This window comes from Mucilaginibacter sp. SJ, assembly GCF_028993635.1.
Taxonomy (GTDB): Bacteria; Bacteroidota; Bacteroidia; order Sphingobacteriales; family Sphingobacteriaceae; genus Mucilaginibacter.
The window spans coordinates 5304001-5325266 of the sequence record NZ_CP118631.1 but is presented as its reverse complement, the minus strand read 5'-3'; the positions used below and the strand labels follow the sequence as shown (position 1 = coordinate 5325266).

General features: G+C 41.2%; 24 protein-coding genes. 10 read left to right on the top strand and 14 right to left on the bottom strand.

The features are described from left to right. Positions 1–141 precede the first annotated feature (141 nt). Together MusilaSJ_RS22145 and MusilaSJ_RS22140 are read left to right on the top strand one after the other, a co-directional pair. Positions 142–1623: a PAS domain-containing sensor histidine kinase gene (locus MusilaSJ_RS22145; protein WP_274986968.1), complete on the top strand. Its 1482-nt coding sequence runs from the start codon at positions 142–144 to the stop codon at positions 1621–1623. Positions 1624–1638: 15 nt separating this feature from the next. Further along, the gene (locus MusilaSJ_RS22140) at positions 1639–2049 is read left to right on the top strand and encodes a response regulator (protein WP_274986967.1); all 411 of its coding nucleotides are present in this window, start codon (positions 1639–1641) and stop codon (positions 2047–2049) included. A gap of 45 nt (positions 2050–2094) precedes the next feature. On the opposite strand, the gene MusilaSJ_RS22135 is transcribed toward MusilaSJ_RS22140, so the two are convergent. Together MusilaSJ_RS22135 and MusilaSJ_RS22130 are read right to left on the bottom strand one after the other, a co-directional pair. After that, positions 2095–3075, bottom strand: a complete 981-nt coding sequence (locus MusilaSJ_RS22135) for a type I phosphomannose isomerase catalytic subunit (protein ID WP_274986966.1) — start codon at positions 3073–3075, stop codon at positions 2095–2097. A gap of 137 nt (positions 3076–3212) precedes the next feature. Then, complete coding sequence (locus MusilaSJ_RS22130; protein ID WP_090529643.1) at positions 3213–4442, bottom strand: NADP-dependent isocitrate dehydrogenase; 1230 nt, start codon at positions 4440–4442, stop codon at positions 3213–3215. 212 nt (positions 4443–4654) lie between these two features. Here MusilaSJ_RS22130 and MusilaSJ_RS22125 point away from each other — a divergent pair, with 212 nt between their 5' ends. After that, a complete protein-coding gene (locus tag MusilaSJ_RS22125) occupies positions 4655–5365 on the top strand; it encodes a hypothetical protein (protein WP_274986965.1) in 711 nt (236 codons plus the stop codon). An 83-nt stretch (positions 5366–5448) separates the two neighbouring features. Further along, on the top strand, positions 5449–5883 hold the full coding sequence (locus MusilaSJ_RS22120) for a hypothetical protein (protein ID WP_274986964.1): 435 nt from the start codon (positions 5449–5451) through the stop codon (positions 5881–5883). Positions 5884–5946: 63 nt separating this feature from the next. Here the strand turns inward: MusilaSJ_RS22120 and MusilaSJ_RS22115 are convergent, their stop codons facing one another. The 4 genes from MusilaSJ_RS22115 to MusilaSJ_RS22100 all read right to left on the bottom strand — a co-directional run bounded on the left by MusilaSJ_RS22115 (position 5947) and on the right by MusilaSJ_RS22100 (position 10473). Next, on the bottom strand, positions 5947–7734 hold the full coding sequence (locus MusilaSJ_RS22115) for a DNA polymerase III subunit gamma/tau (RefSeq protein WP_274986963.1): 1788 nt from the start codon (positions 7732–7734) through the stop codon (positions 5947–5949). A gap of 70 nt (positions 7735–7804) precedes the next feature. Then, entirely contained in the window at positions 7805–9259 is a 1455-nt protein-coding gene (locus MusilaSJ_RS22110; RefSeq protein WP_274986962.1) for a capsule assembly Wzi family protein, read from the bottom strand. A gap of 399 nt (positions 9260–9658) precedes the next feature. Then, on the bottom strand, positions 9659–9895 hold the full coding sequence (locus MusilaSJ_RS22105) for a hypothetical protein (protein ID WP_090528506.1): 237 nt from the start codon (positions 9893–9895) through the stop codon (positions 9659–9661). Positions 9896–9981: 86 nt separating this feature from the next. Next, positions 9982–10473 (bottom strand): hypothetical protein, encoded by a 492-nt coding sequence (locus tag MusilaSJ_RS22100; RefSeq protein ID WP_274986961.1) that lies wholly within the window; start codon positions 10471–10473, stop codon positions 9982–9984. Positions 10474–10749: 276 nt separating this feature from the next. On the opposite strand from MusilaSJ_RS22100, the gene rpsF reads away from it, so the two are divergent. The 5 genes from rpsF (at position 10750) to MusilaSJ_RS22075 (ending at position 13921) form a co-directional block, all read left to right on the top strand. After that, positions 10750–11118, top strand: a complete 369-nt coding sequence (rpsF, locus tag MusilaSJ_RS22095; RefSeq protein ID WP_090528512.1) for a 30S ribosomal protein S6 — start codon at positions 10750–10752, stop codon at positions 11116–11118. Continuing rightward, complete coding sequence (gene rpsR, locus MusilaSJ_RS22090) at positions 11118–11381, top strand: 30S ribosomal protein S18 (RefSeq protein WP_022833472.1); 264 nt, start codon at positions 11118–11120, stop codon at positions 11379–11381. The genes rpsF and rpsR overlap by 1 nt, the downstream gene beginning before the upstream one ends. A gap of 15 nt (positions 11382–11396) precedes the next feature. Then, positions 11397–11840 carry a 50S ribosomal protein L9 gene (gene rplI, locus MusilaSJ_RS22085; RefSeq protein WP_090528515.1) on the top strand — a complete coding sequence of 148 codons (444 nt, stop codon included), beginning with the start codon at positions 11397–11399 and terminating at the stop codon, positions 11838–11840. Between the two features lie 206 nt (positions 11841–12046). After that, positions 12047–12718, top strand: a complete 672-nt coding sequence (gene mtgA / locus MusilaSJ_RS22080) for a monofunctional biosynthetic peptidoglycan transglycosylase (RefSeq protein WP_446725151.1) — start codon at positions 12047–12049, stop codon at positions 12716–12718. Between the two features lie 117 nt (positions 12719–12835). Beyond that, entirely contained in the window at positions 12836–13921 is a 1086-nt protein-coding gene (locus MusilaSJ_RS22075) for an alpha/beta hydrolase (RefSeq protein WP_274986959.1), read from the top strand. A 3-nt stretch (positions 13922–13924) separates the two neighbouring features. Here MusilaSJ_RS22075 and MusilaSJ_RS22070 read toward each other — a convergent pair whose 3' ends face one another. The 8 genes from MusilaSJ_RS22070 to MusilaSJ_RS22040 form a co-directional block, all read right to left on the bottom strand. Then, positions 13925–14221 (bottom strand): YciI family protein, encoded by a 297-nt coding sequence (locus MusilaSJ_RS22070; protein WP_274986958.1) that lies wholly within the window; start codon positions 14219–14221, stop codon positions 13925–13927. 33 nt (positions 14222–14254) lie between these two features. Beyond that, positions 14255–14866: a YdeI/OmpD-associated family protein gene (locus MusilaSJ_RS22065; RefSeq protein ID WP_274986957.1), complete on the bottom strand. Its 612-nt coding sequence runs from the start codon at positions 14864–14866 to the stop codon at positions 14255–14257. Positions 14867–15002: 136 nt separating this feature from the next. Next, positions 15003–16277, bottom strand: coding sequence for a group II intron reverse transcriptase/maturase (gene ltrA / locus MusilaSJ_RS22060; RefSeq protein WP_274985539.1), 1275 nt, complete (start codon positions 16275–16277; stop codon positions 15003–15005). 610 nt (positions 16278–16887) lie between these two features. Further along, on the bottom strand, positions 16888–18699 hold the full coding sequence (gene typA / locus MusilaSJ_RS22055) for a translational GTPase TypA (RefSeq protein WP_090533857.1): 1812 nt from the start codon (positions 18697–18699) through the stop codon (positions 16888–16890). Positions 18700–18790: 91 nt separating this feature from the next. Beyond that, positions 18791–18955 (bottom strand): PIN domain-containing protein, encoded by a 165-nt coding sequence (locus MusilaSJ_RS28130; protein ID WP_446725120.1) that lies wholly within the window; start codon positions 18953–18955, stop codon positions 18791–18793. 10 nt (positions 18956–18965) lie between these two features. After that, positions 18966–19175 (bottom strand): type II toxin-antitoxin system VapC family toxin, encoded by a 210-nt coding sequence (locus MusilaSJ_RS22050; RefSeq protein WP_274986956.1) that lies wholly within the window; start codon positions 19173–19175, stop codon positions 18966–18968. Positions 19176–19177: 2 nt separating this feature from the next. Next, complete coding sequence (locus MusilaSJ_RS22045) at positions 19178–19426, bottom strand: DUF2281 domain-containing protein (RefSeq protein WP_274986955.1); 249 nt, start codon at positions 19424–19426, stop codon at positions 19178–19180. Between the two features lie 28 nt (positions 19427–19454). Next, the gene (locus MusilaSJ_RS22040; protein WP_274986954.1) at positions 19455–20270 is read right to left on the bottom strand and encodes an alpha/beta hydrolase; all 816 of its coding nucleotides are present in this window, start codon (positions 20268–20270) and stop codon (positions 19455–19457) included. Positions 20271–20407: 137 nt separating this feature from the next. Between MusilaSJ_RS22040 and MusilaSJ_RS22035 the strand changes: the two genes are divergently transcribed. Beyond that, positions 20408–21115, top strand: coding sequence for an alpha/beta fold hydrolase (locus MusilaSJ_RS22035; RefSeq protein WP_274986953.1), 708 nt, complete (start codon positions 20408–20410; stop codon positions 21113–21115). Positions 21116–21266: the final 151 nt, after the last annotated feature.

Below are 21266 nucleotides of genomic sequence, written 5' to 3'. Positions count from 1 at the left end.
GGCAAATGTGGAATAATGATTGAAAAGAAGCCACGGCCACACAACTAATGATTGTAAATTATAAAAACTTCAAATCATGGCACATGTTTTAATCATAAGCAAGTGTCAAAAACAAATTGAATTAGTGAACAGATTGTTGATATGAGTTTTTTTGAAAAGGGTAAACTTTCCGGCGATGATGTACATCTTACCCCTTTGATCAATGATCTGGATACGGGGATCTGGAAGTACAATTTCAATACAAGGGAAGTAAAATGGTCAACAGGCTTCTATACGCTGTTAGGTTATCAAGTCAATGAAATTGAATGTGATGCTTATACTTTTTTTGAACATTTGCTTTACCACGGCGATAAAGCGTTTTTTTTCAACGCCATTAACAACAGGATAACGGAAGACACACCGCCGCTTCAATTACGTTTTTTAACAAAAAAAAACGGATACCTGTGGTTTCAAACCACTATCAGAAAACTGGACGACGAGCATGGCAGTATAGTTTACGGTTCGCTTGTAAACATCAACCGTTACAAACAAGATGACCTATTATCGGCACATAACCAAATCACTAATGATGATGCCTTTAAAACAGCACGATTAGGCATTTGGGAAATTGATCCTCAAAATATCAACGCCATTGTGCTGTCAAAACAGGTATATGATTTATTTGATCTTCAAAATCATTTAAAACTCAGCGTTGAAGAGTTTATTAGTTTTTTTGAGCCTCCGTACCGGCCTGTTTTACAAAATGCTATTAACCATACCGTTCAAGATAGCAAGCCTTTTGATATTGAACTGCTTTTACGTTCGGCCAAAAACAATATGTTATGGTTAAAAGTAAAGGCTGTACCTGTGATTGATCACCTGGGTAAATGCACATCTGTTAAAGGGGTTATTCAGGATATTGACAGTGAAAAAAGAAAGTTGCTGAAACTTGAACAGTCGATAAATTTACTGACCGACCAAAACCGCCGCCTGCAAAACTTCGCGTACATTGTTTCACATAATCTTCGTTCGCATACGGGCAATCTTCAATTTATGGTAAACCTGTTTGAACAAACCGAAACAACTGAAGAACGGGAGGAGATCTTTTCGCATATTAAAACTATCAGCGACAGCCTGGACCTAACCATCGAACACATCAACGAAATAGTTAAGATTCAAACCGAAATTACCAAGGAGCAGAAGATGGTTGAATTGGAGCCAATGTTCAAAAACATTTGCTCAGCATTAAAAAATAACATTGAGGCCATAAATGCCCATATTGAAGGTGACTTTAAGCAATGCCGCGAGATCAGTTATATACCGGCTTACATGGAAAGTATTTTACAAAACCTGCTTACCAACTCCTTAAAATACAGTCACCCCGACAGGCAGCCCATTATAAAATGCTATACCTTAACAGAAGGAAAACATATTTATCTCATTTTTGAAGATAATGGCCTTGGTATTGATCTTGACCGTTATGGCGATAAGATTTTTGGCATGTACAAAACATTTCATCAAAATACGGATGCCAAAGGCATTGGCTTATTTATAACCCGTAACCAGATTGAAGCATTAGGCGGAAGCATTAAAGTTGACAGCACGGTAAACGTTGGCACAAAATTTACTATCAGATTGGTATAATTAAATTACCAAGAGATGATTGCAGAGCGAAGTCCAGCTAACACCTGGATTGTGGATGATGACAGTATTTACGTTTACGGCCTAAAAAAATTAATAAGCATAAAGGAGCTGAATACCCAATTAAGCCATTTTGTAAATGGAGAAGAAGCCATTTACGCATTGAAAAAAGCAAACGAAGATCATAACTTACCCGATGTGATATTACTGGATATTAATATGCCGGTTATGGATGGATGGGAGTTTATGCATGAGTTTGCGAAAATAAAACCCCAAACGGGGAAAAAGATCGCTGTTTATATCGTGAGTTCGTCAGTTGATCTTAACGATATCCACCGGGCTAAAAATATTTCTGAGGTTTCTGACTATCTGTTCAAACCTGTAAGAATAAATCAGTTAAAAGAAGTTTTTGATAACGTACCACAGTAGGCATTAAGTATGGAGCTTAATAAAGCTCCATACTTAATATCGAAACTATTCAATATAGCTTTCCAGTATTTTAAAACCGCCCGTTGTTTCCAGCTCAACTTTATCGATGCTTTTTGGTAACAGGATACATTCGCCCATTTTAACCGCGTACGCCTGGTTGTTATATTTTACAGTATAACCGCCTTCAACACAAACATGGATCACAAATGAATCAAGTGCAGAGTAGTCTTTCGATGTACTTTCATCAAAATCGAGCACATTGGTAGTAAAATAAGGGCAGGTAACCAGCTTTACAGTTTCGTTCTTTTTAGGCGCGTATTGGGTTTTATATTCGGGATAATGCTTATAATCAATCGCGGCAAGGGCTTCTTCGGTATGTAACTCGCGTTTATTGCCTTTATCATCAATCCGGTCAAAATCATAAATACGGTAAGTGATATCAGATGTTTGCTGAATTTCGGCAATCAATAAGCCTTTGCCAATAGTATGTACCCTGCCCGCAGGTAAAAAGAAAACATCGTCGGCTACTGCATCCTCTTTGTTAAGGATATCCATGATATGGCCGCTGTTTAAAGCATCGACATATTTTTGCTCGGTCATTTCCTGGTTAAAACCGGTAATCAATGTCGAACCCGGATCAGCCTCAATGATATACCACATTTCGGTTTTACCAAATGAGTTATGGCGTACTTTGGCCAACTTGTCATCGGGGTGCACCTGTACCGAAAGATCATCATTAGCATCAATAAATTTCACCAATAAAGGAAAGATATTGCCAAAGTGGTCATAAACCTTTTTACCAACCAGCTCGTCTTTGTATTGCTCTAATAAGTCGGCTAATGATTCACCTTCCAAAGCGCCTGAAGCTACAACCGAAACATCAGATTTTACGCCTGATATTTCCCAGGTTTCGCCGCAGTTTGGCAGGCTGCCAAAATCTTTATGCAAATAGGTTTTGATCTTTTGACCGCCCCATATCTTGTCTTTATATATGGTTTTAAATTTTAATGGATATAATGCCGGCATAGTGTTGTGTATTTTGCCTGCTAAGTTAGGAGTTAAATAGAAAATTGAAAATGCTAAATTGGTTTACTCACCTTATTGTATAACAAAAAAGCCCATACTATATGTATGAGCTTTTTCTTATTTAAATCGCCTGGTAATTATTTACCTAAACGTTTTTTCAGGTTTTCGTCAATTGCAGCCAAAAACTCTTCGGTGTACAGGTAATCGGTACCATGCTCCACTTTTGGCTTAATGGTGATGGCCAAATCTTTGGTCATTTTGCCGCTTTCAACAGTTTCAATACAAACTTCTTCCAAAGCCTTGCAGAAATTGATCAATTCTGTGTTCTTATCTAAGATTCCACGGAATTCCAAACCTCTTGTCCAAGCAAAAATAGATGCAATTGGATTGGTTGAGGTTGGCTTACCGGCCTGGTGATCACGATAGTGACGGGTTACAGTACCGTGGGCAGCTTCAGCTTCCATTACAGTGCCATCAGGGGTAACCAGGGTTGAAGTCATTAAACCTAATGAACCAAAGCCTTGTGCTACTGTATCTGACTGTACGTCGCCATCGTAGTTTTTACAAGCCCAAACAAAGTTACCGTTCCATTTAAGGGCCGATGCAACCATGTCGTCAATTAAGCGGTGCTCATAAGTAATACCTGCTGCTTCAAACTTTTGCTTGTAATCATTTTGATAGATCTCTTCAAAAATATCTTTGAAGCGGCCATCATATTTTTTAAGGATGGTATTTTTGGTTGAAAGGTATAAAGGCCAGCCTTTCATTAAGGCCTGGTTAAAGCAGGCATGTGCAAATCCTTTGATAGACTCATCAGTATTGTACATCGTTAATGCAACACCATCACCTTTAAAGTTAAATACCTCGTATGATTGCTCGGGGCCGCCATCTTCAGGAGTAAATTTAACGGTTAATTTACCTTTGCCTTTGGTTAAGAAATCGGTAGCGCGGTACTGATCGCCAAACGCGTGACGGCCAATGCAGATAGGCGCTGTCCAGTTAGGTACCAGGCGGGGTACATTGGACATAACAATAGGCTCACGAAAAACAGTGCCGTCCAATATGTTACGGATAGTACCGTTTGGTGATTTCCACATTTGTTTTAACCCAAACTCTTTCACCCTTGCTTCGTCGGGAGTAATAGTAGCACATTTAATACCAACGCCGTATTGTTTAATTGCGTTAGCTGCGTCAATAGTTACCTGGTCGTCGGTTTGGTCGCGGTACTCTATACCCAGATCGTAATATTTAATATCAAGATCAAGGTACGGGGTAATCAATTTGTCTTTAATGAATTTCCAGATTATTCGGGTCATTTCATCGCCATCCAGTTCAACTACCGGATTCTCTACTTTTATTTTTGACATGCCTGATGTGGTTTTTGTTATACAAACGGCCCAAATATATAAAATTGACTTTATCAATTTTATCAAATAATGCAATGAAAAGTTATTGATTTCGTTATAATGACAATTATTAGCGCCGGCATTGTTGTTTTTATAAACTTTGGTGCTATTTTTATAAAATAAAACGCTTACCATAAAACAAGCTCCTTTTAAACAGGTGCTACCGTTTATTTATGATAAAATCCATACTAAAAACCTCCATTATAATCCTGTTGTGTTCTGTATCGTTTTTTGCCAAAGCCCAAATAGGCTTTGATTATGCGCAATATGACGTTGGCTTTGCCGCAGGTATCAACCAGGCCAGTTCAACCGATGTGCAAACCTTAAAAACAACACCTTCTATAAATCTTAACTTTACTTATAATCAAAGCCCGTTTGTAAATTATGTATTAAACGTGGAGGTAGGCCGTTTAAAAGGCGGTTCGCCTGCTACAAGCACACAAAGGCAATTTGAAAACCATTTCAGCGCTTACTCTTTCAGGGTGCAGGTACAAGCCGGCGAATTAATTGACTACTCGAGAAGTACTATAGCCAATGCTTTCAAAAACCTTTACCTGTCGTCGGGATTAGGATACATTAATAATAATGTCGTATACAGAACGGATGATGTGCTTTTATTGGAGCAGAATCGGGTATTGCCCTACGAACCTAAAACAAATGAAATATTTATACCGCTAAGGCTGGGTTATGAGTTTAAGCTGTTTAACAGTTACAACCAGCCTGCAGTTAAAATTGACCTGGGGTACCAGTATAACTTTATTATGGGCGATAATCTTGACGCCTACGTTGCCGGTGCGCATAATGACGCATATTCGCAGGTTACTTTAGGTTTTAAATTTGCCATTGGCGGTGTTACATCTTACCGGAAACAGATCCATTATTAAGCTTAGGTTAAATCTTTTTTTGGTTGATTTGCTTTTTGGCAGGATTTTTACTGCGTATATTTATATAATAAAAGCACAAACCTATGAACAACGATCAAATAGACGATGCAGGTTTCAATGATGATCTGCCTGATCGCGACGAAACCCTGAAAGATGAACTGGGCGAAACCCTTGATAAGGAAGACCTTAGTTATAACCCGGACGATAATAGCTACGAGTACGATGTTAAAAGTGACGACCCGGATTATGACCATCCCGATCCGTATCATACTACCGCAAAAAACGGCGGGGATTTTAACTCTACCTATGATGAGGCAAACCCTTACGATGTAGACGGCGAGTTTGATGAAGACCGTTCGCTTGAAACCGATGTAGATGAATTGGGAATGCACATTGACAACGGAGAAAGCGTTGAGATTGATCCGGTTGATGCAGCTCTTTCTCATACTCCCGAAGATGACCGGGATGACCTTGACGAAGAAGGATACCCCAAAAATGACAGGGAACCGCTGAGATAATTTATTAACTGCTGAGTTGTGGATTTTTAATTAAGTTTACAGCTCGGCATTCAAAACGCGGAGTTAATCAAAATCAAGATTAAACCGGCTCTTTAACTCCAGCAACTGCGGGTTGCGAGCTGCCATATGCTGAAACTTTTCGGGCGCGGTGTAAGGCTTACGTACTACCTTTTGTTCGTCAACCCGGGCATTTACCTCGATAGTAAAATTTTTAAGTGTACTGCGCAGGTAATTCAACATAACAGGTTTTTCATCCCTGAAAATGTTTTCCTGCACCATGTTACCTACTATTACCTCAAAAACGTAAGGTTTTAGCATGCGCGGCGCATTAGATGTAAAAATAGTTACCAGGTTTTTTTTGCCCTCCTTTTTTGCGTATGCTGCAAAATCGCTCCAGCATTGTAAAAAGGCATCCATAGTAAAATCCTCTTTATCCTCGCCTTTTAAATACGGGTCTTCTTCTTCAAGTAGTTGCTCCTGCGTTTTTACCTCGCCGGTTAATGAAGGTGTAAGCGTACTTCGTAAAGGCATCATAACCTTTGGCTTTTCGGCCGGAGATATTTCTTTTACCGGTACAGATGGCATTATAACCTCTTTTGGAGGGGCGTTGTATACAGGTGCAGCTTCACTCACTACAGATACAACGGGGCTTGCCTGTGCTCCGTTAACAGGTGCTACTGCTGAGGTATCAGGTTTTTTTTTTAATCCCCCGTCGGTTGCGGAAGTTATGGTGAGTGGCGTGGTTGCCAGATTAAATACCGATGGCAAATGGCACATCTTGAGTAGTGCCAGCTCAACCTGCAACCGTTGATTTTTGCTGAGCTTATAACTAATATCGCACTGGTTGGCAATATTCATGGCCGAGAGCAAAAACGATACTGAAGCCTGCTGCGATTGCTGCAGGTATTTTGTTTTAATGCCTTCACTCACCTCAAGCAATTTTAATGTCGATTGATCCTTGCCTACCAACAGGTTTCGGAAATGTTCGGATAGCCCGGCTATAAAATGCGCGCCATCAAACCCCCGTGAAAGGATCTCGTCAAAAAATAATAATACTTTGGCAGTGTCTTCTTTAAGCAGGCTTTCGGTTATATTAAAATAATAATCGTAATCAAGTATGTTCAGGTTATCAATAACCGAGCGATAAGTTACCTTCCCTCCCGAAAAACTCACGATCTGATCAAACATCGAAAGTGCGTCGCGCAAACCGCCATCAGCTTTCTGGGCTATGATATGCAGGCCGTCGGGTTCATAACCTATGCTTTCCTTGCCGGCAATTGATGCCAGATGATTGGCCATATCCTCAACCTTGATACGGTTAAAATCAAAGATCTGGCAGCGTGAAAGTATGGTTGGCAGAATCTTGTGCTTTTCGGTAGTAGCTAATATAAATATGGCATAATGGGGCGGCTCCTCCAATGTTTTCAGGAAAGCGTTGAATGCCGCCTGCGATAACATATGCACCTCATCAATAATATAAACCTTGTAACGTGCCGCCTGCGGCGGGATCCGCACCTGCTCAATCAAACTGCGGATATCATCAACAGAGTTATTTGAAGCAGCGTCAAGCTCATGAACATTAAAAGAATTTCCATTTTCAAAGGCCTTGCATGAAGCACATTCACCGCAAGCTTCGCCATTGGGTTGTAAGTTGTTACAGTTAATGGTTTTTGCCAGGATCCGTGCGCACGTAGTTTTGCCCACACCACGCGGACCACAGAACAAAAATGCCTGTGCCAGCTGGTTATTTTTTATAGCGTTTTTGAGCGTATTGGTTATATGTTGCTGACCAACAACGGTTTCAAAAGTAGCCGGGCGATACTTACGGGCCGAAACAATGAAATTATCCACAAGTGCTAAGGTAGTGAGAAATTAGATTTGGTGAAAGAGTGGTTTTGCTAAAATTTTACACATGGGCATATTACAAAAAGGTTTTTGAAACTTTCAGGATAACACCAAAGGAATTGTACAATAATCCGCCCCTGTCATAACCTATATTATAACCTATGTTGTAGCCCTTATTGAGCGGCCTGATACCCTCAAGATAAGCGGAAAACTGGTTAACCTGTTTAAACACCCCGTATAAACCCGGGGTTATAACATCCCCTCCCGAGCCCATAAAGCTATTGTTACCTGTGCTGTAGTTACCCTTATTTATTGAATACGACAGTTTAGCCGTATAAAACCATTTATATATATAAAGCTGTGATGCAGCGTGAAACACCGTAACCCTGTTATTGATAAAATATTCGTTTGGGGCAGATGGTAGATTATCCCGGCCTTCCTGCCGGGTTGTAATAAATGGCGAACCGAGACCTACAGCTTTATATGACCAGCCCTGCGCATATTCATAATTATTGTAATAATTTTCATATCCCGAATTTGTTCGTTTAGCATCAAGAGCACCCGCCTGGTTAGCCGTATAAAGCACCTCGAAAACCATTTTTTTCCAATAAAAATTCCCGTTACCAGGCCTGGTGTTGGTTATACTTAAGCCATTTAACCCATCGGCAATGTTTGCAAGCGATGAAAGTGCCCCTTTATCATATAAGTTTTGACGATAAAGCAAAACATTAACACCATCAAACCGATATTCGGCACCCACATCTAATGAGCCTAAATGATTGCCGACTTTTGAATGATGATAAACCTGACCTATTAATACATGCCACAACGTTTCTGACCCGGTTAAGCGGTAATTGGGAAAAATGTCCTTTTCATCGCCCCATAGCGCTTCATGATTGAAACCCAGTTGCAGCTTAAAACGCCAGTCAGGCATACCTATACGGGTATATAACCAGTTTTCAAGATAATACGCTTTTGAATTGTTGGTCTGGGCGTGCCTGTAAGATATATCAACATTGCCAATATAACCTATTGCAAGGTTAGCTTTAATGGCAATTAGCTTACCTAAAATAGGTATACTATAATACTGCGGTACGCCTATTGATATTTTGGGTACACCCAGCGCATTGCCCGAAACTGAAAATGACCCTGAAGAAAGGGTAGAATCGGCCAAACCTACAATATCTTTTGATCTGCCTGCACGTAATTCAAAAACACCCGCGTGGGCTTTTACAAAACCTTCAATCAATGTAAACCGGGTGGTATTGCCAACATTGCCGCGCCCCTCAAAGGAAAATCCCCATCCATAGGTTTTTGTTGTGTCATAATCTTTCCGAATTTTCCCGATCAGGCTTCCCGAACCTCCCGATAAAGGAACACTGCCAAACTGATTTGCCCTTAACCAAAATGGCACCGCATTATTGGTAGTGGCAATGCCCTGGGCCTCCAGGCTAATATGCACATCCTGATTTTGTGCTTTTGCTAAAAAAAAAGATAATAATATCGGCAAAAAGACGACTAATTTTTTCATAACAGACAGTTTTGGCTAACGATTAATTTCAAATAACGAAAAATGATAATTTATTAAAAATAATATTATTTTTTTATTAAAATCGCATTAATAATACTATTGTCAATACAAAAACAATTGTAATGTAGCAAATAAATTAGATTATTCGCATTTTAACTGCAAATTAAATTTAACCATCTGTTTAACTTCATAAGATTCAGATCGAAAAAAATTAAATCATGGAGAAAAAATCCAACACAAAAGAGCCTGCGTTGTGATTGTCAGGCAATTTTGATTTAACTCAGCTTGGAAACAAGCTGCTCTGATTGCCTTTTAAGGCAACAACGGGAAACAACAGGAATAAGCAAAAAAGTCCCTGACATGTCGCAGTCAAGCAAACAAGACTTAGCACATAATATATTAAATATCATCATCAGGTAAATGGTCATCATCTTCGGGATCGGGCTCACCGATACTGCCATCAACCTGTATTTCATGCAGATCTTCTTTATCCTCAAGGATATCATCAAAATCTTCATCTTCCTGGTCGTCCCAGTCGCCTTCAAGGGGATCATCCCCTCCGCCATACATTAAGATCTCATCGAAAGTAAGCGGATTGCTTGTTCCTTTTTCGGCTTGAATAGTTGCGGGTTGCATAGCTTATGAGTTTTTAAGTAAAACCATAAGCTATGCCATAAGTTTTAGGAAAAATATTGTTTTTATCAACACAACCTCTTCCTTGTTTACAGAATATCTATCGATACTATTTCCTTTACGGTATAATACCCTTTTGCCTGCGGCAGATACACTTCCATATCCTTCCAGGTTATCTGCAGTTTTTCACCGGCAAGTTTAGCCGGTGAGGCATCTATAAATTTCTCCGCCCCGGGAAACTGCCTGAGCCAAATAAATGATTTTTCGGCCGCCGCCTTATCTGTTATAACAATATAATTAAATCCTTTTGTATCAATCCGTTTAAATACGCCGGTAGTAACCTGCGCACCGGTATCCTCAACATCGTCATCCTTTCCCATTTTCATGGCCAGTTGCATAAAAGATCCGCATTTTTGCTTCATCAGGTTTTTACCGATCTCAACGCCTACTTTACTCATTGCCGGCTCATCGGTTACATCAACATTCTGCTCTTTGGCTACATCCATCAGCAAGTCGGCATGGTTTTCAAAACACTTTTCAAAGGCATCATTGGCAGCCTGTTTGGTAGATATCTTTGCCACATCAATTTTGGACAGTTCTTTACAAAGCGAATCAAGCAGGCGTTGCTGCGCGGGCCCTATTGTTTGTGCTTTTATTGCACTGGTTGTTGTTAAAAAAATGCGATAAAAAGGAGCAGGTTCTTTTTCATAATATTAATTTGGCTGTTAATATAGCACCACCGCGCTAATTTGCTGTTATACATGTAGCATTTCCTCTAAAAACATTTGATTGTTTCAATAATTACCCCTACATTTGCAGCCCCGTTATAGCGGGTAAATAATTAAAAATCAAGTATAATGCAACAGTACGAAATCGTGATCGTTCTAACCCCGTTGCTTTCAGAAGAGACTGCTAAAGAGGCAAATGCCAAATACAGCAAAATTCTTACTGATGGCGGAGCCGAAATTGTCCAGGAGGATAATTGGGGTTTGAGAAAATTAGCGTACCCAATCCAAAAGAAAACTACAGGGTACTATCACTTAACTGAATTTAAGGCTCCGGGTGAATTAATTAACAAATTGGAGATAGAGTTAAGGCGCGATGAGCGTGTTTTGCGTTTCCTGACCATTGCTTTGGATAAACATGCCATTGCTTACAATGACAAAAAACGCAGCGGTGCTTTTAACAAAAAACCAGCAGCTAAAGCAGAGGAGGCAGCAAACTAATGGCTAACGAACAAATTAAATACGTTACCGCTCCAAAAGTGGAGGATAACCGCAAAAAATACTGCCGTTTCAAAAAGAATGGTATCAAGTATATTGATTACAAAGACGCAAACTTTTTATTAAAGTTCATTAACGATCAGGGTAAAGTATTACCACGTCGTTTAACCGGTACTTCATTAAAGTTTCAGCGTAAAGTGGCACAAGCTGTTAAACGCGCACGCCACATCGGTTTATTACCTTACGTTACAGATTCATTAAAATAATAGGAGATTTAAGAAATGGAAGTTATTTTAAAACAAGATGTAAAAAACCTGGGTGATAAAGACGATATCGTAAATGTGAAACCAGGTTATGGCCGTAACTACCTTTTACCAAAAGGCTACGCCATATTAGCTACTGAAAGTGCACGTAAAGTTTTAGCCGAAAACCTTAAACAAGCTCAATTTAAGCAAGAAAAAATCCGTAAGGATGCTGATGCTATTGCTGCCCGTTTAGAAGGTGTTAAACTAAACATTGGTGCTAAAGCCGGCGAAACTGGCAAAATATTCGGTGCTATCAACACTATCCAAATTGCTGATGCATTGAAAAAAGAAGGTTTTGAAGTTGACCGTCGTCGTATCACTTTTGACCAGGAGCCAAAATTTGTTGGTGAGTACGTTGCCAACATCAACCTGCACAAAGAAGTTAAGGTACAGGTTCCGTTTGAAGTAGTAGCGGAGTAATTATATTTCGGAATTCGAATTTTCGATTTCGGATTTCTGGAAAAAATTTAGAATTTTAGAGGGTGTTTTGCTAAAGCGAGGCACCCTCTTCTTTTATCAGGAAATATTTTATAACAGTGTTCAAATTCTTCGGCAAAAACAACCAAAAATCAAATTCGGGCAAACGGAATTCAAAATCGGATTCAAAGTTTTATGGCGTCCCTAAATTGATATTCAGGATTTTTAAACTGATATTCATCCTGTTTTTTGGTTTAAGTCTTTTGGGTGTAATTGGTTACCGTTTTATAAATCCTCCTTTTACCTGGTTAATGATCGAGCGCGGCTTCCAGCGTAAATCGGCAGGTAAGGAATGGAAGATAGATAAAAAGTGGAAAGATTTTGACGAGATCTCCGACAATATGAAACGCGCCGCCGTTGCTGCCGAAGACCAGACCTTTTTAGAGCACCACGGATTCGATTTTAACGCTATCGAAAAAGCCATCGAAAAAAACTCGCACAGCAAAAAACTGATTGGCGGCAGTACCATATCACAGCAGGTAGCCAAAAATGTTTTCCTTTGGGAAGGCCGTTCCATACTCCGTAAAGGCATCGAAGCTTATTTTACCATATTGATAGAAACGTTTTGGAGCAAAAAACGCATCATGGAGGTTTACCTGAACGAGATTGAAATGGGCGATGGCATTTACGGTGTTGAGGCCGCTTCGCAGGCTTATTTCCACAAACCGGCCTCCGATTTAACCCGGCAGGAAGCTGCCGCTATTGCGGTGATTTTTCCAAGTCCGCTGAAATGGTCGGCCACCAATCCTACCAAATATTTGAAGCACAGGCAATATTTGATCATGAAGAATATGCGCAGGTTAGGGCCGCTGGATTTTTAGCCCCCTGGCCTTCTAAAGGGGAAATGAAAATCCCTTTCCCGGTATTCAACTTTTTATTTCAGCAACGCTGTAACCTTTTGTAAATTAAGACTATCTTAATTTATATAACCGCACACCATGTTGAAACAAAGTATCAAGATCAGCCTCTGCCTGCTTGCTTTTATCTCTTTCACAAACATTGCTGCCGCACAAGTTAAAAGCAACTCCCCTACACCATTTACTGATAAGAATATGGTGCAGTGGGATTACCATTCAAAAACCATTGGTGAAGATTATACCATCTATGTACATTTCCCGCCTGGCTATGACACCACCATAACCCAATACCCGGTATTGTACATGACCGATGGCGACTGGAATATGACCGTTGCCATGAACTGTTTCAATATGCTCAGACAGGATTATGAAACCACCGAAGCACTCATTGTGGGCATTGGTTACGGCAGCCGCCCAAACCAGCGCAGCCGCGACCTTAACCCCGCAACCGGCGGACCAAAATTCATATCATTTATTGAGCATGAAGTAATTCCTTTTATACAAAGCAAGTATCGTGTAAGCGATAATAAAGCCCTATATGGTTATTCGTTTGGAGGTATGTTCACTACTATGGTATTGTTTGAGCACCCCAACCTGTTTAACATGATCTTTATTGGGGCGCCTGGTAATAGTGGCAGCGAACTGATCCCTTCCGCTAAGAAATACTTCGCCAATAATCATGACATTAATTGCAGGGTATTTTTAGGCGTGGGTTCTTTTGAGCTCTTAACCAGCAAAAACATTCAGGATTTTAAGACCTACGTGGAAAACCGGCATTGTAAAGGGCTTGATATTGCTACCGCAATTACCCCAAATGCGGGCCATGGCGCCGCGCTGGCCCAGGTCATGCAAAACGCAATAAAATTTGCTTATTGCAAACTGCATAATGTTATTGATATATCAGCAAAGCAACTGGAACAATATGCAGGTAATTACCAGATAGCCGGCGATGAGAAAAACAAATTCAAGACTTACGTTGCTGAGGGTAAGCTATACTTCGTCCAAAATGACGCAATACCTATGGTAATCGCACCATATGCAAAAGCGTCATTCTTTATGTATGAGAATGAACGCGCCGATATTACCTTCCATACAGAAAACAACAAAATGTATATGCTTTTCAGCTTTCCGGGTGAAAAGCCAACACGGTTGGATAAAGTAAACTAAACCTTATTCTGCTCGCCCCAGCAGCGCCGTTAAATCCGGATGATACACCGGGGTTAAGAACTCCATGACGGTAAATTCAGCAAGTTTATGCTTGTAAAACGGATCTTCAGTAATGATCTTCTCCATTTGCTCCCTTGAGCTTGCAAAGGCCAGGATAACGCCACCCGTGCGCGGCACCTTAGGCCCCCAAACAACAAATACCTTTTCATCATAATATTTATTAAGATGCTTCAGATGGACTTCCATATAAGCATCAATCTCTTCAAGGGGGGCTATATACTTAAGATCGATGAAAAACATAAGCGTTAAGTTTTAATATTTCGGTATTGAAATTTACTTATACTTCCAATGCCTTGATTTACCTTCAGTAAGCCACTCAGCGGCGGTTTCCATACGTTTAAGGCGGGTAGCCTCTGTTTTGGCTTCAGTTATCCATTCAATATACTCCTTCTTCTGCGAGTAGCTGAATTGGTTAAGGTTTAACCAGGCTTGCGGATGGGCTTCTAAAAATTTCGCGAAGTAGTCTGGCACCAACAATTCATCCCGCTGAGCGGGCGCCTTTTTTAATGAGGCTGGTCTTACCTTATTGTCTTCATTCAAGATTATCGCCTGGTGTATAAATTCGATAAGTACTTCCTTTGGCGGAAGGTCATCAATGCTGGTCAGGCGACCGAAGCTACCTGCAGCCTGATCGGCCAGGCTCAATACTTTTTGTGGATCGTATAATAACGATGCCTTCCAAAAGCCGAATGCACAATGCTGTTTAAAAGCCGCCATATTACATACCACACCTTTATAGTCAAAAAATGGCATGCTCCATTTCATAGTTTCGGTTACCATGGGTGCAGCTTCATGTACTGTAGCCCTCAGGTAGTTTAAAATTGGCTTTGCAAATTCGGGCGATTTTTCGATGTAGGCATCTATCCGGTTATCATAGTGTTCCATAATTAAAATTAGCGATTAGCAGATTGGTTACCAAACTAAAAAAACAGGTATAATCGAGTAGGAAGTAAGGGAGTGAAATTCTCCCTTACCGTCCGCTCACACCACCGTACGTACCGGTCTGGTATACGGCGGTTTGTCAGAATATAGATAACTGGTGTTTAGTTTTCCAAAAGTATCTGTTCTCGAACCCTGTGTATCCTAAGTTATTAAAGTACAGATTGTTAAGCGTGGTTTGCAGTATGGGGCTGTGGGCTACCCGACAGTATCCCTTACTGCTATTTCCCCACTCATAAGCTTTCCTTTTCTTAACGCCCAGCTTTATTAGCCGCTTCACCCTTGCTTTTGGTAGCTTCCATTGTTTCCATTGGCATATCCGTAAACGGGTTCGTACCAGTTCATCCAACATTCGCATCTGCGATTTTGCCGTGGCTATCCAAAAATAATTTATCCAGCCCATGATGACCGTCTCCAATTCTCTTATCTTTTCGGCTATTGGGTTCGGGTGCTTCCGCTCCGTATGCCGGCGAATCTTACCTTGAATCCGTTTTACCGTCAGATTCGATAGCCGTATCTCCCATTTTCCTTTGCTGCGATAGAAAGAGAAGCCTAAAAGCGTGCTTTTCGCCGGGGCGCTGACTTTCGTCTTTGTCCTGTTCACTTTTAGCTTAAGCTCCTTTTCTACGTACCGGATAATACTGCCTTCTACCCTATGAGCTGATTTCCAGTTCTTAAGGTAGATGCTGCAATCGTCGGCGTACCTCACAAAGCTGTGCCCGCGCCGTATAAGTTCTCTGTCCAGTTCATCTAACATAATGTTGGAAAGTAGAGGGCTAAGCGGTGAACCCTGTGGGGTGCCTTCCAATCGGACGCTTGAAACCCCGCCTTCCATAATACCGCTGCGCAGATAGCTGCCGATCAACGCAAGGATGCGTTTATCTTTTACCTTTCTTGATAGCGATCCCATGAGTTTGTCGTGGTTGACACGGTCGAAGAACTTTTCCAAGTCCAACTCTACTATCCTTGTTTTACCTTCATTGAGGTACTCCTGGGCCTGCATGACCGCCTGACGGGCGTTCTTGCCTGGCCTGAAACCGTAACTTGTTTTGGAAAACTCCGGTTCGTATTGCGGACTTAGCCATTGACTGATGGCTTGTTGAAGGAGCCTGTCGATTACGGTTGGTATGCCTAACATCCGGCGACCGCCTGTGGGCTTGGGGATTTCTACTTTCCGTACCGGGCTTGGTTGATAACTGCCCTCTAAAATACTTGTTTTGAGCGGACGCCAGTGCTCGTTCAGGTAGTCGCGAAGTTCATCGGTCTGCATACCGTCAACCCCACCAGCGCCTTTATTGCTCATTACCTGTTTCAGCGCTTTGCTGATGTTCCTGTAATCAAGTATTTCTTCGAGCATACTTCTTTTAAAAAAAAACATTTGTTTCCGGCTTACAGCCGCCTTGTTCGCATGTCGCACCTCAACTCCTCCTGCACTTTACTTTCGGCTTCCGGCCTATCCTCCTGCAGGCAGTTCGCTTATGGGGTTCCGTTGTTAGCGGTGACGACACAGAGCCATCAGCGTCTTGGCCAATTCTAACATGCAGTCCTTCATCCTTTTGTGAGACCTCTCCGCTTTGCGGAGCTCGTTTCGGAACTAATATGACGTTTGCTGACTTCTGCGCTTTACGAACTCGTCGTTACGCAGACCTCCCAGGGTAAGTGTGTCCGCTTTCCGTTCATGTAGCCTCTGCATTTACGTTATAGTATCCTGTACAGTGTCGGGCTTTTGCTTCTTTTGCAGCATCACCCATACTATCCCGCCTGATATGCAGTTTCTGTTCGTAGGCTCGAACTTTTGCCGCTGGCTTCCTTCAGATTTGTGTTCACACACTTTCTCCTTGCCTTAAGCTAAGACTTCCCACTGTAATGCGTCTTCGGGACTTGCACCCTATAGATGACACACGTGCCTGGCACACAAAAAAAGCCTCCGGCTCACACCGAAGGCTTCCAAAACATATTATAATCAATTATTGATTAACAAATCTTTTAGCGTTTACTTTACGCTCGTTTTCGGTTAGGTAGATTTTACGTAAACGCATGCTTTGCGGCGTAACTTCGATGTATTCATCAGCCTGGATATACTCCATCGATTCTTCTAACGAGAATTTGATAGCTGGTGCGATACGAACGTTATCATCACTACCTGATGCACGCATGTTGGTTAACTGTTTACCTTTAACAACGTTGATCACCAAATCGTTATCGCGGATGTGCTCACCAAGTATCTGGCCTTCGTAAATATCAACACCCGGGTCAACGAAGAAACGGCCACGATCCTGCAGTTTGTCAATTGCATAAGCAGTTGTGTTACCTTTTTCCATTGAGATCAATACACCATTTGAACGGCCAGGGATTGGGCCTTTCCACGGTTCGTAAGCTTTAAAGCGGTGTGCCATGATAGCCTCACCAGCGGTAGCGGTTAATACGTTGTTACGCAAACCGATGATGCCGCGTGAAGGGATCTCAAACTCTAAGTGTTGCAGATCGCCTTTTGGTTCCATGATCAACAAATCACCTTTACGTTGTGTTACCAGTTCAATTACCTTACCGGCAACTTCAGCAGGAACATCAACTATCAGGGTTTCAACCGGCTCGCATTTAACACCATCAATGTGCTTAACGATAACCTGAGGCTGACCTACCTGTAACTCATAACCTTCACGACGCATGGTTTCGATCAATACCGACAAGTGAAGGATACCACGGCCATAAACCAGGTATGAATCCGGCGATTCGGTTTCAACAACTTTAAGTGCCAGGTTTTTCTCCATCTCTTTGTACAAACGATCACGTACGTGACGTGAAGTAACAAATTTACCTTCTTTACCAAAGAAAGGAGAGTTATTGATGGTGAACAACATGTTCATTGTTGGCTCATCAATTTTGATAACCTCTAATTGCTCAGGATTTTCAAAATCAGCAATAGTATCACCAATATCAAAACCATCGATACCAACTACAGCGCAGATATCGCCAGATTTTACTTCGGTAGCTTTAACTTTACCCAAACCTTCGAATGTGTAAAGTTCTTTGATCCTTGATTTTTGGATGGTGCCGTCGCGTTTTACCAAAGATACCGGCTGATTTTCTTTGATGGTACCACGAGCAACACGGCCGATTGCGATACGACCTACGAAAGATGAATAATCTAACGAAGTGATCTGCATTTGCAGTGTACCTTCAGCAATTGGAGCCGGTGGAATGTTTTCTAATATAGCATCCATCAACGGGAAGATATCTTCCGTAGGTTTCTTCCAGTCGGTGCTCATCCAGCCTTGTTTTGATGAACCGTAGATAACAGGGAAATCCAGCTGCTCTTCGGTAGCTTCAAGGTTGAAGAATAATTCAAAAATTTGTTCGTAAACTTCTTCAGGGCGGCAGTTCTCTTTATCAACTTTGTTTACAACCACAATTGGCTTAAGGCCTAAAGCCAAAGCTTTTTGAGTTACGAAACGGGTTTGAGGCATAGCACCTTCAAAAGCGTCGCAAAGTAATAATACACCATCGGCCATTTTCAATACACGCTCAACCTCGCCACCAAAATCGGCGTGACCAGGGGTATCAATAATGTTGATCTTAACATCTTTATACCTTACAGATACGTTTTTTGAAACGATGGTAATACCACGCTCACGTTCAAGGTCATTGTTGTCAAGGATTAACTCTCCGGTTTGCTCATTGTCCCTGAAAATGGCACAGCTGTGCAGGATTTTATCAACCAAAGTAGTTTTACCGTGGTCAACGTGCGCGATGATCGCAATATTTCTGATTTTTTGCATGAAAATGCCTCTCTAAATTTGGCGCAAAGGTAAGGTTAAATTATGAGATTATAAAGCGTTTAGCGGTTATTGTTTAGAATTAACATTGAGTTTACCAAAGTACGCTTACCGGGTAAGCTTTAAAGTGTCGGTCGGCTGAAATGATAGTGAGATTCTCAGAGATAGCCTGAGAGATAATGAGACGGTCAAAAGGATCTCCGTGGTGATGAGGCAACTCCAAAAGTGTATCAAGATGACCTATCTTGATATCAAGCACATCGATATTATTAATTGAAAGGAATTGATTTATTTCGACAAAACGATTTTTCTATTCCAAGCTTAGCCCGGCTTGCTTTTATTACAATTTCCCAAAGCGAAGCTATGCTAATGGCTTTACTATTATTTTCATCTTCAATTTGCTTTTTCGCTGTCAATGAAAGTTTGTCATTGCCTTCTGTAAACCAAATTAAAGCATGGGTATCAAGTAATAAATTCATTATTACATGTAATCTTTAAAATCGTCCAATGGTTCATCAAAGCCATCAGCCATATATCCAAATATGCCTTTTCCTCCACCAAAACCTGGCTTAACTACAAATAATTCGTCACTTTTTTTATTTACAGACACGCTCAAATCCCTTATACTTATGCCGTTTTCATTAAGAAGTGCGTCTATATAACCTTCCACCTTAAGCTTAAGGTTATCAGGCAATATTTCAAATTTCTTTTCTATTAGTCCTGTTCCCATAATTAAGCTAATTTACAAAAACTATACCTTATCTCCCAAAAGCCCAAACTAAAAACTTAGCCATTGCTTTGCCCCATGTTGCAGTATCATGGGTACCTCCTATTACTTCAACATACTGAATTTCTTCCGGTCGTTTAAACCCTTTGGCTTCCATTTCTTTGATCAGGTCGATGGTATCATCAATGGCATCAATAATGCCGTTTTTATTGCGATCGCTGGTTTCATCTTTGGTACCGGTTTGCAGCCAGGCATTGATAGCCGGTTTGGTTTTAGTTTCCCTGATTACCTGGTGCATCAGCCTGTCGGCATCGGTATAGCCTTTGGCCAGGTCTTTTCCCCGCCACCAAAACGAACCTGAAAAAACGCCCGCTTTGTCAAATAACACCGGGTTATTCCAAACAATATCAAAAGCAGATAAACCACCAAGCGAAAAACCGGCAAAAGCTATTATATCAAACTCATTAAAGCCTGTCAAAGCTCGTAATTGCGGCAGCAATTCTTCTTTTATAAATTGAGTATATAAACCAGCCTTGGCACCCCGGCCTTTAAAATCGGGCTTGCCGGAAATGCCGTATTCATCCAGTCGGTCATTACCCGCATGGATAGCCACAACCAGCACCGGCTTAAGGCGATTGGTATTATATAGTGTTTCAAGCGTATTTTTTAGTCCCAGGTTCTCAAGCTCCTGTCCGTCATTAAGCAGCAGCAGGTTTAGCGGTTCGGCAATATCACTATCTTCCGGCTTCAGGATGGTTAAAGTCACTTTCCGCTCCAGCAGCGCCGAGGTTATATTTATTTCTTGTTCGGTTATCGTCATTTCAGTATCAAGCCAGCCCGGGTACATCTCTTTCTAAATTAAAATTAAGGGCGCAAAAATAAGCTATACAATTTACTTTTTGGCGGCTAAGGATTAATATTATCAGGCTGTTGCCTTTTTCAAACAAACCTCCTAACTTACAATCATTATAAAAACTACAAGCTTTGACCGAAAAATTTCACCGCTGGCATTCACCCAACACCAACACCGACCTCGAAATGCTGGTATTCGGCGACCGCGGTTATCCTGTGATCGTTTTCCCTACTACCAAAGGCCGCTACTATCAAAACAAAGATTTCGGACTGATTGAAAGTGTAAAATGGTTTGTTGACAACGGCCTGGTGAAAATCTACTGCCCCGATACCATCGACGACCGCAGCTGGTACAACAAAGGCATCCACCCGGCCGACAGGGCCAAAACCTATGCAGGGTACGATCGCATGCTGGTAAACGAGCTTATCCCCTGGGCCATGCGTGAAACAGGCGTTGGCAAAGTAGCTCTTGCAGGCTGTAGTTTTGGGGGCTATCATGCCGCCAACTTCGCGTTCAAACATCCTGAGAAGGTAAGGCATTTGTTTACTATGGGCGGGGCCTTCGATATTAAAATGTTTACCGATGGTTATTATGATGACACCATTTTTTATAATAACCCGGTCGATTTTTTGCCGGGCAGCAACCATCATGACCTTTGGCAAATGAACATTGTTCTCGGCACATCCGACTATGACATATGCAAAGGATATAACATCCAGCTCTCAAACATTTTAAAACAAAAAAACATTAAACACTGGCTGGATATCCGCCCCTTTGCCAATCACGACTGGCCCATCTGGCGCGAAATGTTCCCGCATTATTTATCAACGATTAAATAGAAACAAGAGAGTAAGAAGCAAGAGATCAAGATTCAAGAGACAAGAAATACAGATTCAAGAAACGAGAGAGTAAGAAGCAAGAGTTTAAAATGGAAAAATAAAGAGCAAGATTTACATCAACCTGAAACCCAAAGAAAAACAAATATATAAA

What these genes read in the sequence shown, in the direction of transcription:
- MusilaSJ_RS22145 (WP_274986968.1), top strand. Translation starts at nt 142, where the DNA reads ATGAGTTTTTTTGAAAAGGGTAAACTTTCCGGCGATGATGTACATCTT.
- MusilaSJ_RS22140 (WP_274986967.1), top strand. Translation starts at nt 1,639, where the DNA reads ATGATTGCAGAGCGAAGTCCAGCTAACACCTGGATTGTGGATGATGAC.
- MusilaSJ_RS22135 (WP_274986966.1), bottom strand. Translation starts at nt 3,075, where the DNA reads ATGCCGGCATTATATCCATTAAAATTTAAAACCATATATAAAGACAAG.
- MusilaSJ_RS22130 (WP_090529643.1), bottom strand. Translation starts at nt 4,442, where the DNA reads ATGTCAAAAATAAAAGTAGAGAATCCGGTAGTTGAACTGGATGGCGAT.
- MusilaSJ_RS22125 (WP_274986965.1), top strand. Translation starts at nt 4,655, where the DNA reads ATGATAAAATCCATACTAAAAACCTCCATTATAATCCTGTTGTGTTCT.
- MusilaSJ_RS22120 (WP_274986964.1), top strand. Translation starts at nt 5,449, where the DNA reads ATGAACAACGATCAAATAGACGATGCAGGTTTCAATGATGATCTGCCT.
- MusilaSJ_RS22110 (WP_274986962.1), bottom strand. Translation starts at nt 9,259, where the DNA reads ATGAAAAAATTAGTCGTCTTTTTGCCGATATTATTATCTTTTTTTTTA.
- MusilaSJ_RS22105 (WP_090528506.1), bottom strand. Translation starts at nt 9,895, where the DNA reads ATGCAACCCGCAACTATTCAAGCCGAAAAAGGAACAAGCAATCCGCTT.
- rpsF (WP_090528512.1), top strand. Translation starts at nt 10,750, where the DNA reads ATGCAACAGTACGAAATCGTGATCGTTCTAACCCCGTTGCTTTCAGAA.
- rpsR (WP_022833472.1), top strand. Translation starts at nt 11,118, where the DNA reads ATGGCTAACGAACAAATTAAATACGTTACCGCTCCAAAAGTGGAGGAT.
- rplI (WP_090528515.1), top strand. Translation starts at nt 11,397, where the DNA reads ATGGAAGTTATTTTAAAACAAGATGTAAAAAACCTGGGTGATAAAGAC.
- MusilaSJ_RS22075 (WP_274986959.1), top strand. Translation starts at nt 12,836, where the DNA reads ATGTTGAAACAAAGTATCAAGATCAGCCTCTGCCTGCTTGCTTTTATC.
- MusilaSJ_RS22070 (WP_274986958.1), bottom strand. Translation starts at nt 14,221, where the DNA reads ATGTTTTTCATCGATCTTAAGTATATAGCCCCCCTTGAAGAGATTGAT.
- MusilaSJ_RS22065 (WP_274986957.1), bottom strand. Translation starts at nt 14,866, where the DNA reads ATGGAACACTATGATAACCGGATAGATGCCTACATCGAAAAATCGCCC.
- ltrA (WP_274985539.1), bottom strand. Translation starts at nt 16,277, where the DNA reads ATGCTCGAAGAAATACTTGATTACAGGAACATCAGCAAAGCGCTGAAA.
- typA (WP_090533857.1), bottom strand. Translation starts at nt 18,699, where the DNA reads ATGCAAAAAATCAGAAATATTGCGATCATCGCGCACGTTGACCACGGT.
- MusilaSJ_RS22050 (WP_274986956.1), bottom strand. Translation starts at nt 19,175, where the DNA reads ATGAATTTATTACTTGATACCCATGCTTTAATTTGGTTTACAGAAGGC.
- MusilaSJ_RS22045 (WP_274986955.1), bottom strand. Translation starts at nt 19,426, where the DNA reads ATGGGAACAGGACTAATAGAAAAGAAATTTGAAATATTGCCTGATAAC.
- MusilaSJ_RS22040 (WP_274986954.1), bottom strand. Translation starts at nt 20,270, where the DNA reads ATGTACCCGGGCTGGCTTGATACTGAAATGACGATAACCGAACAAGAA.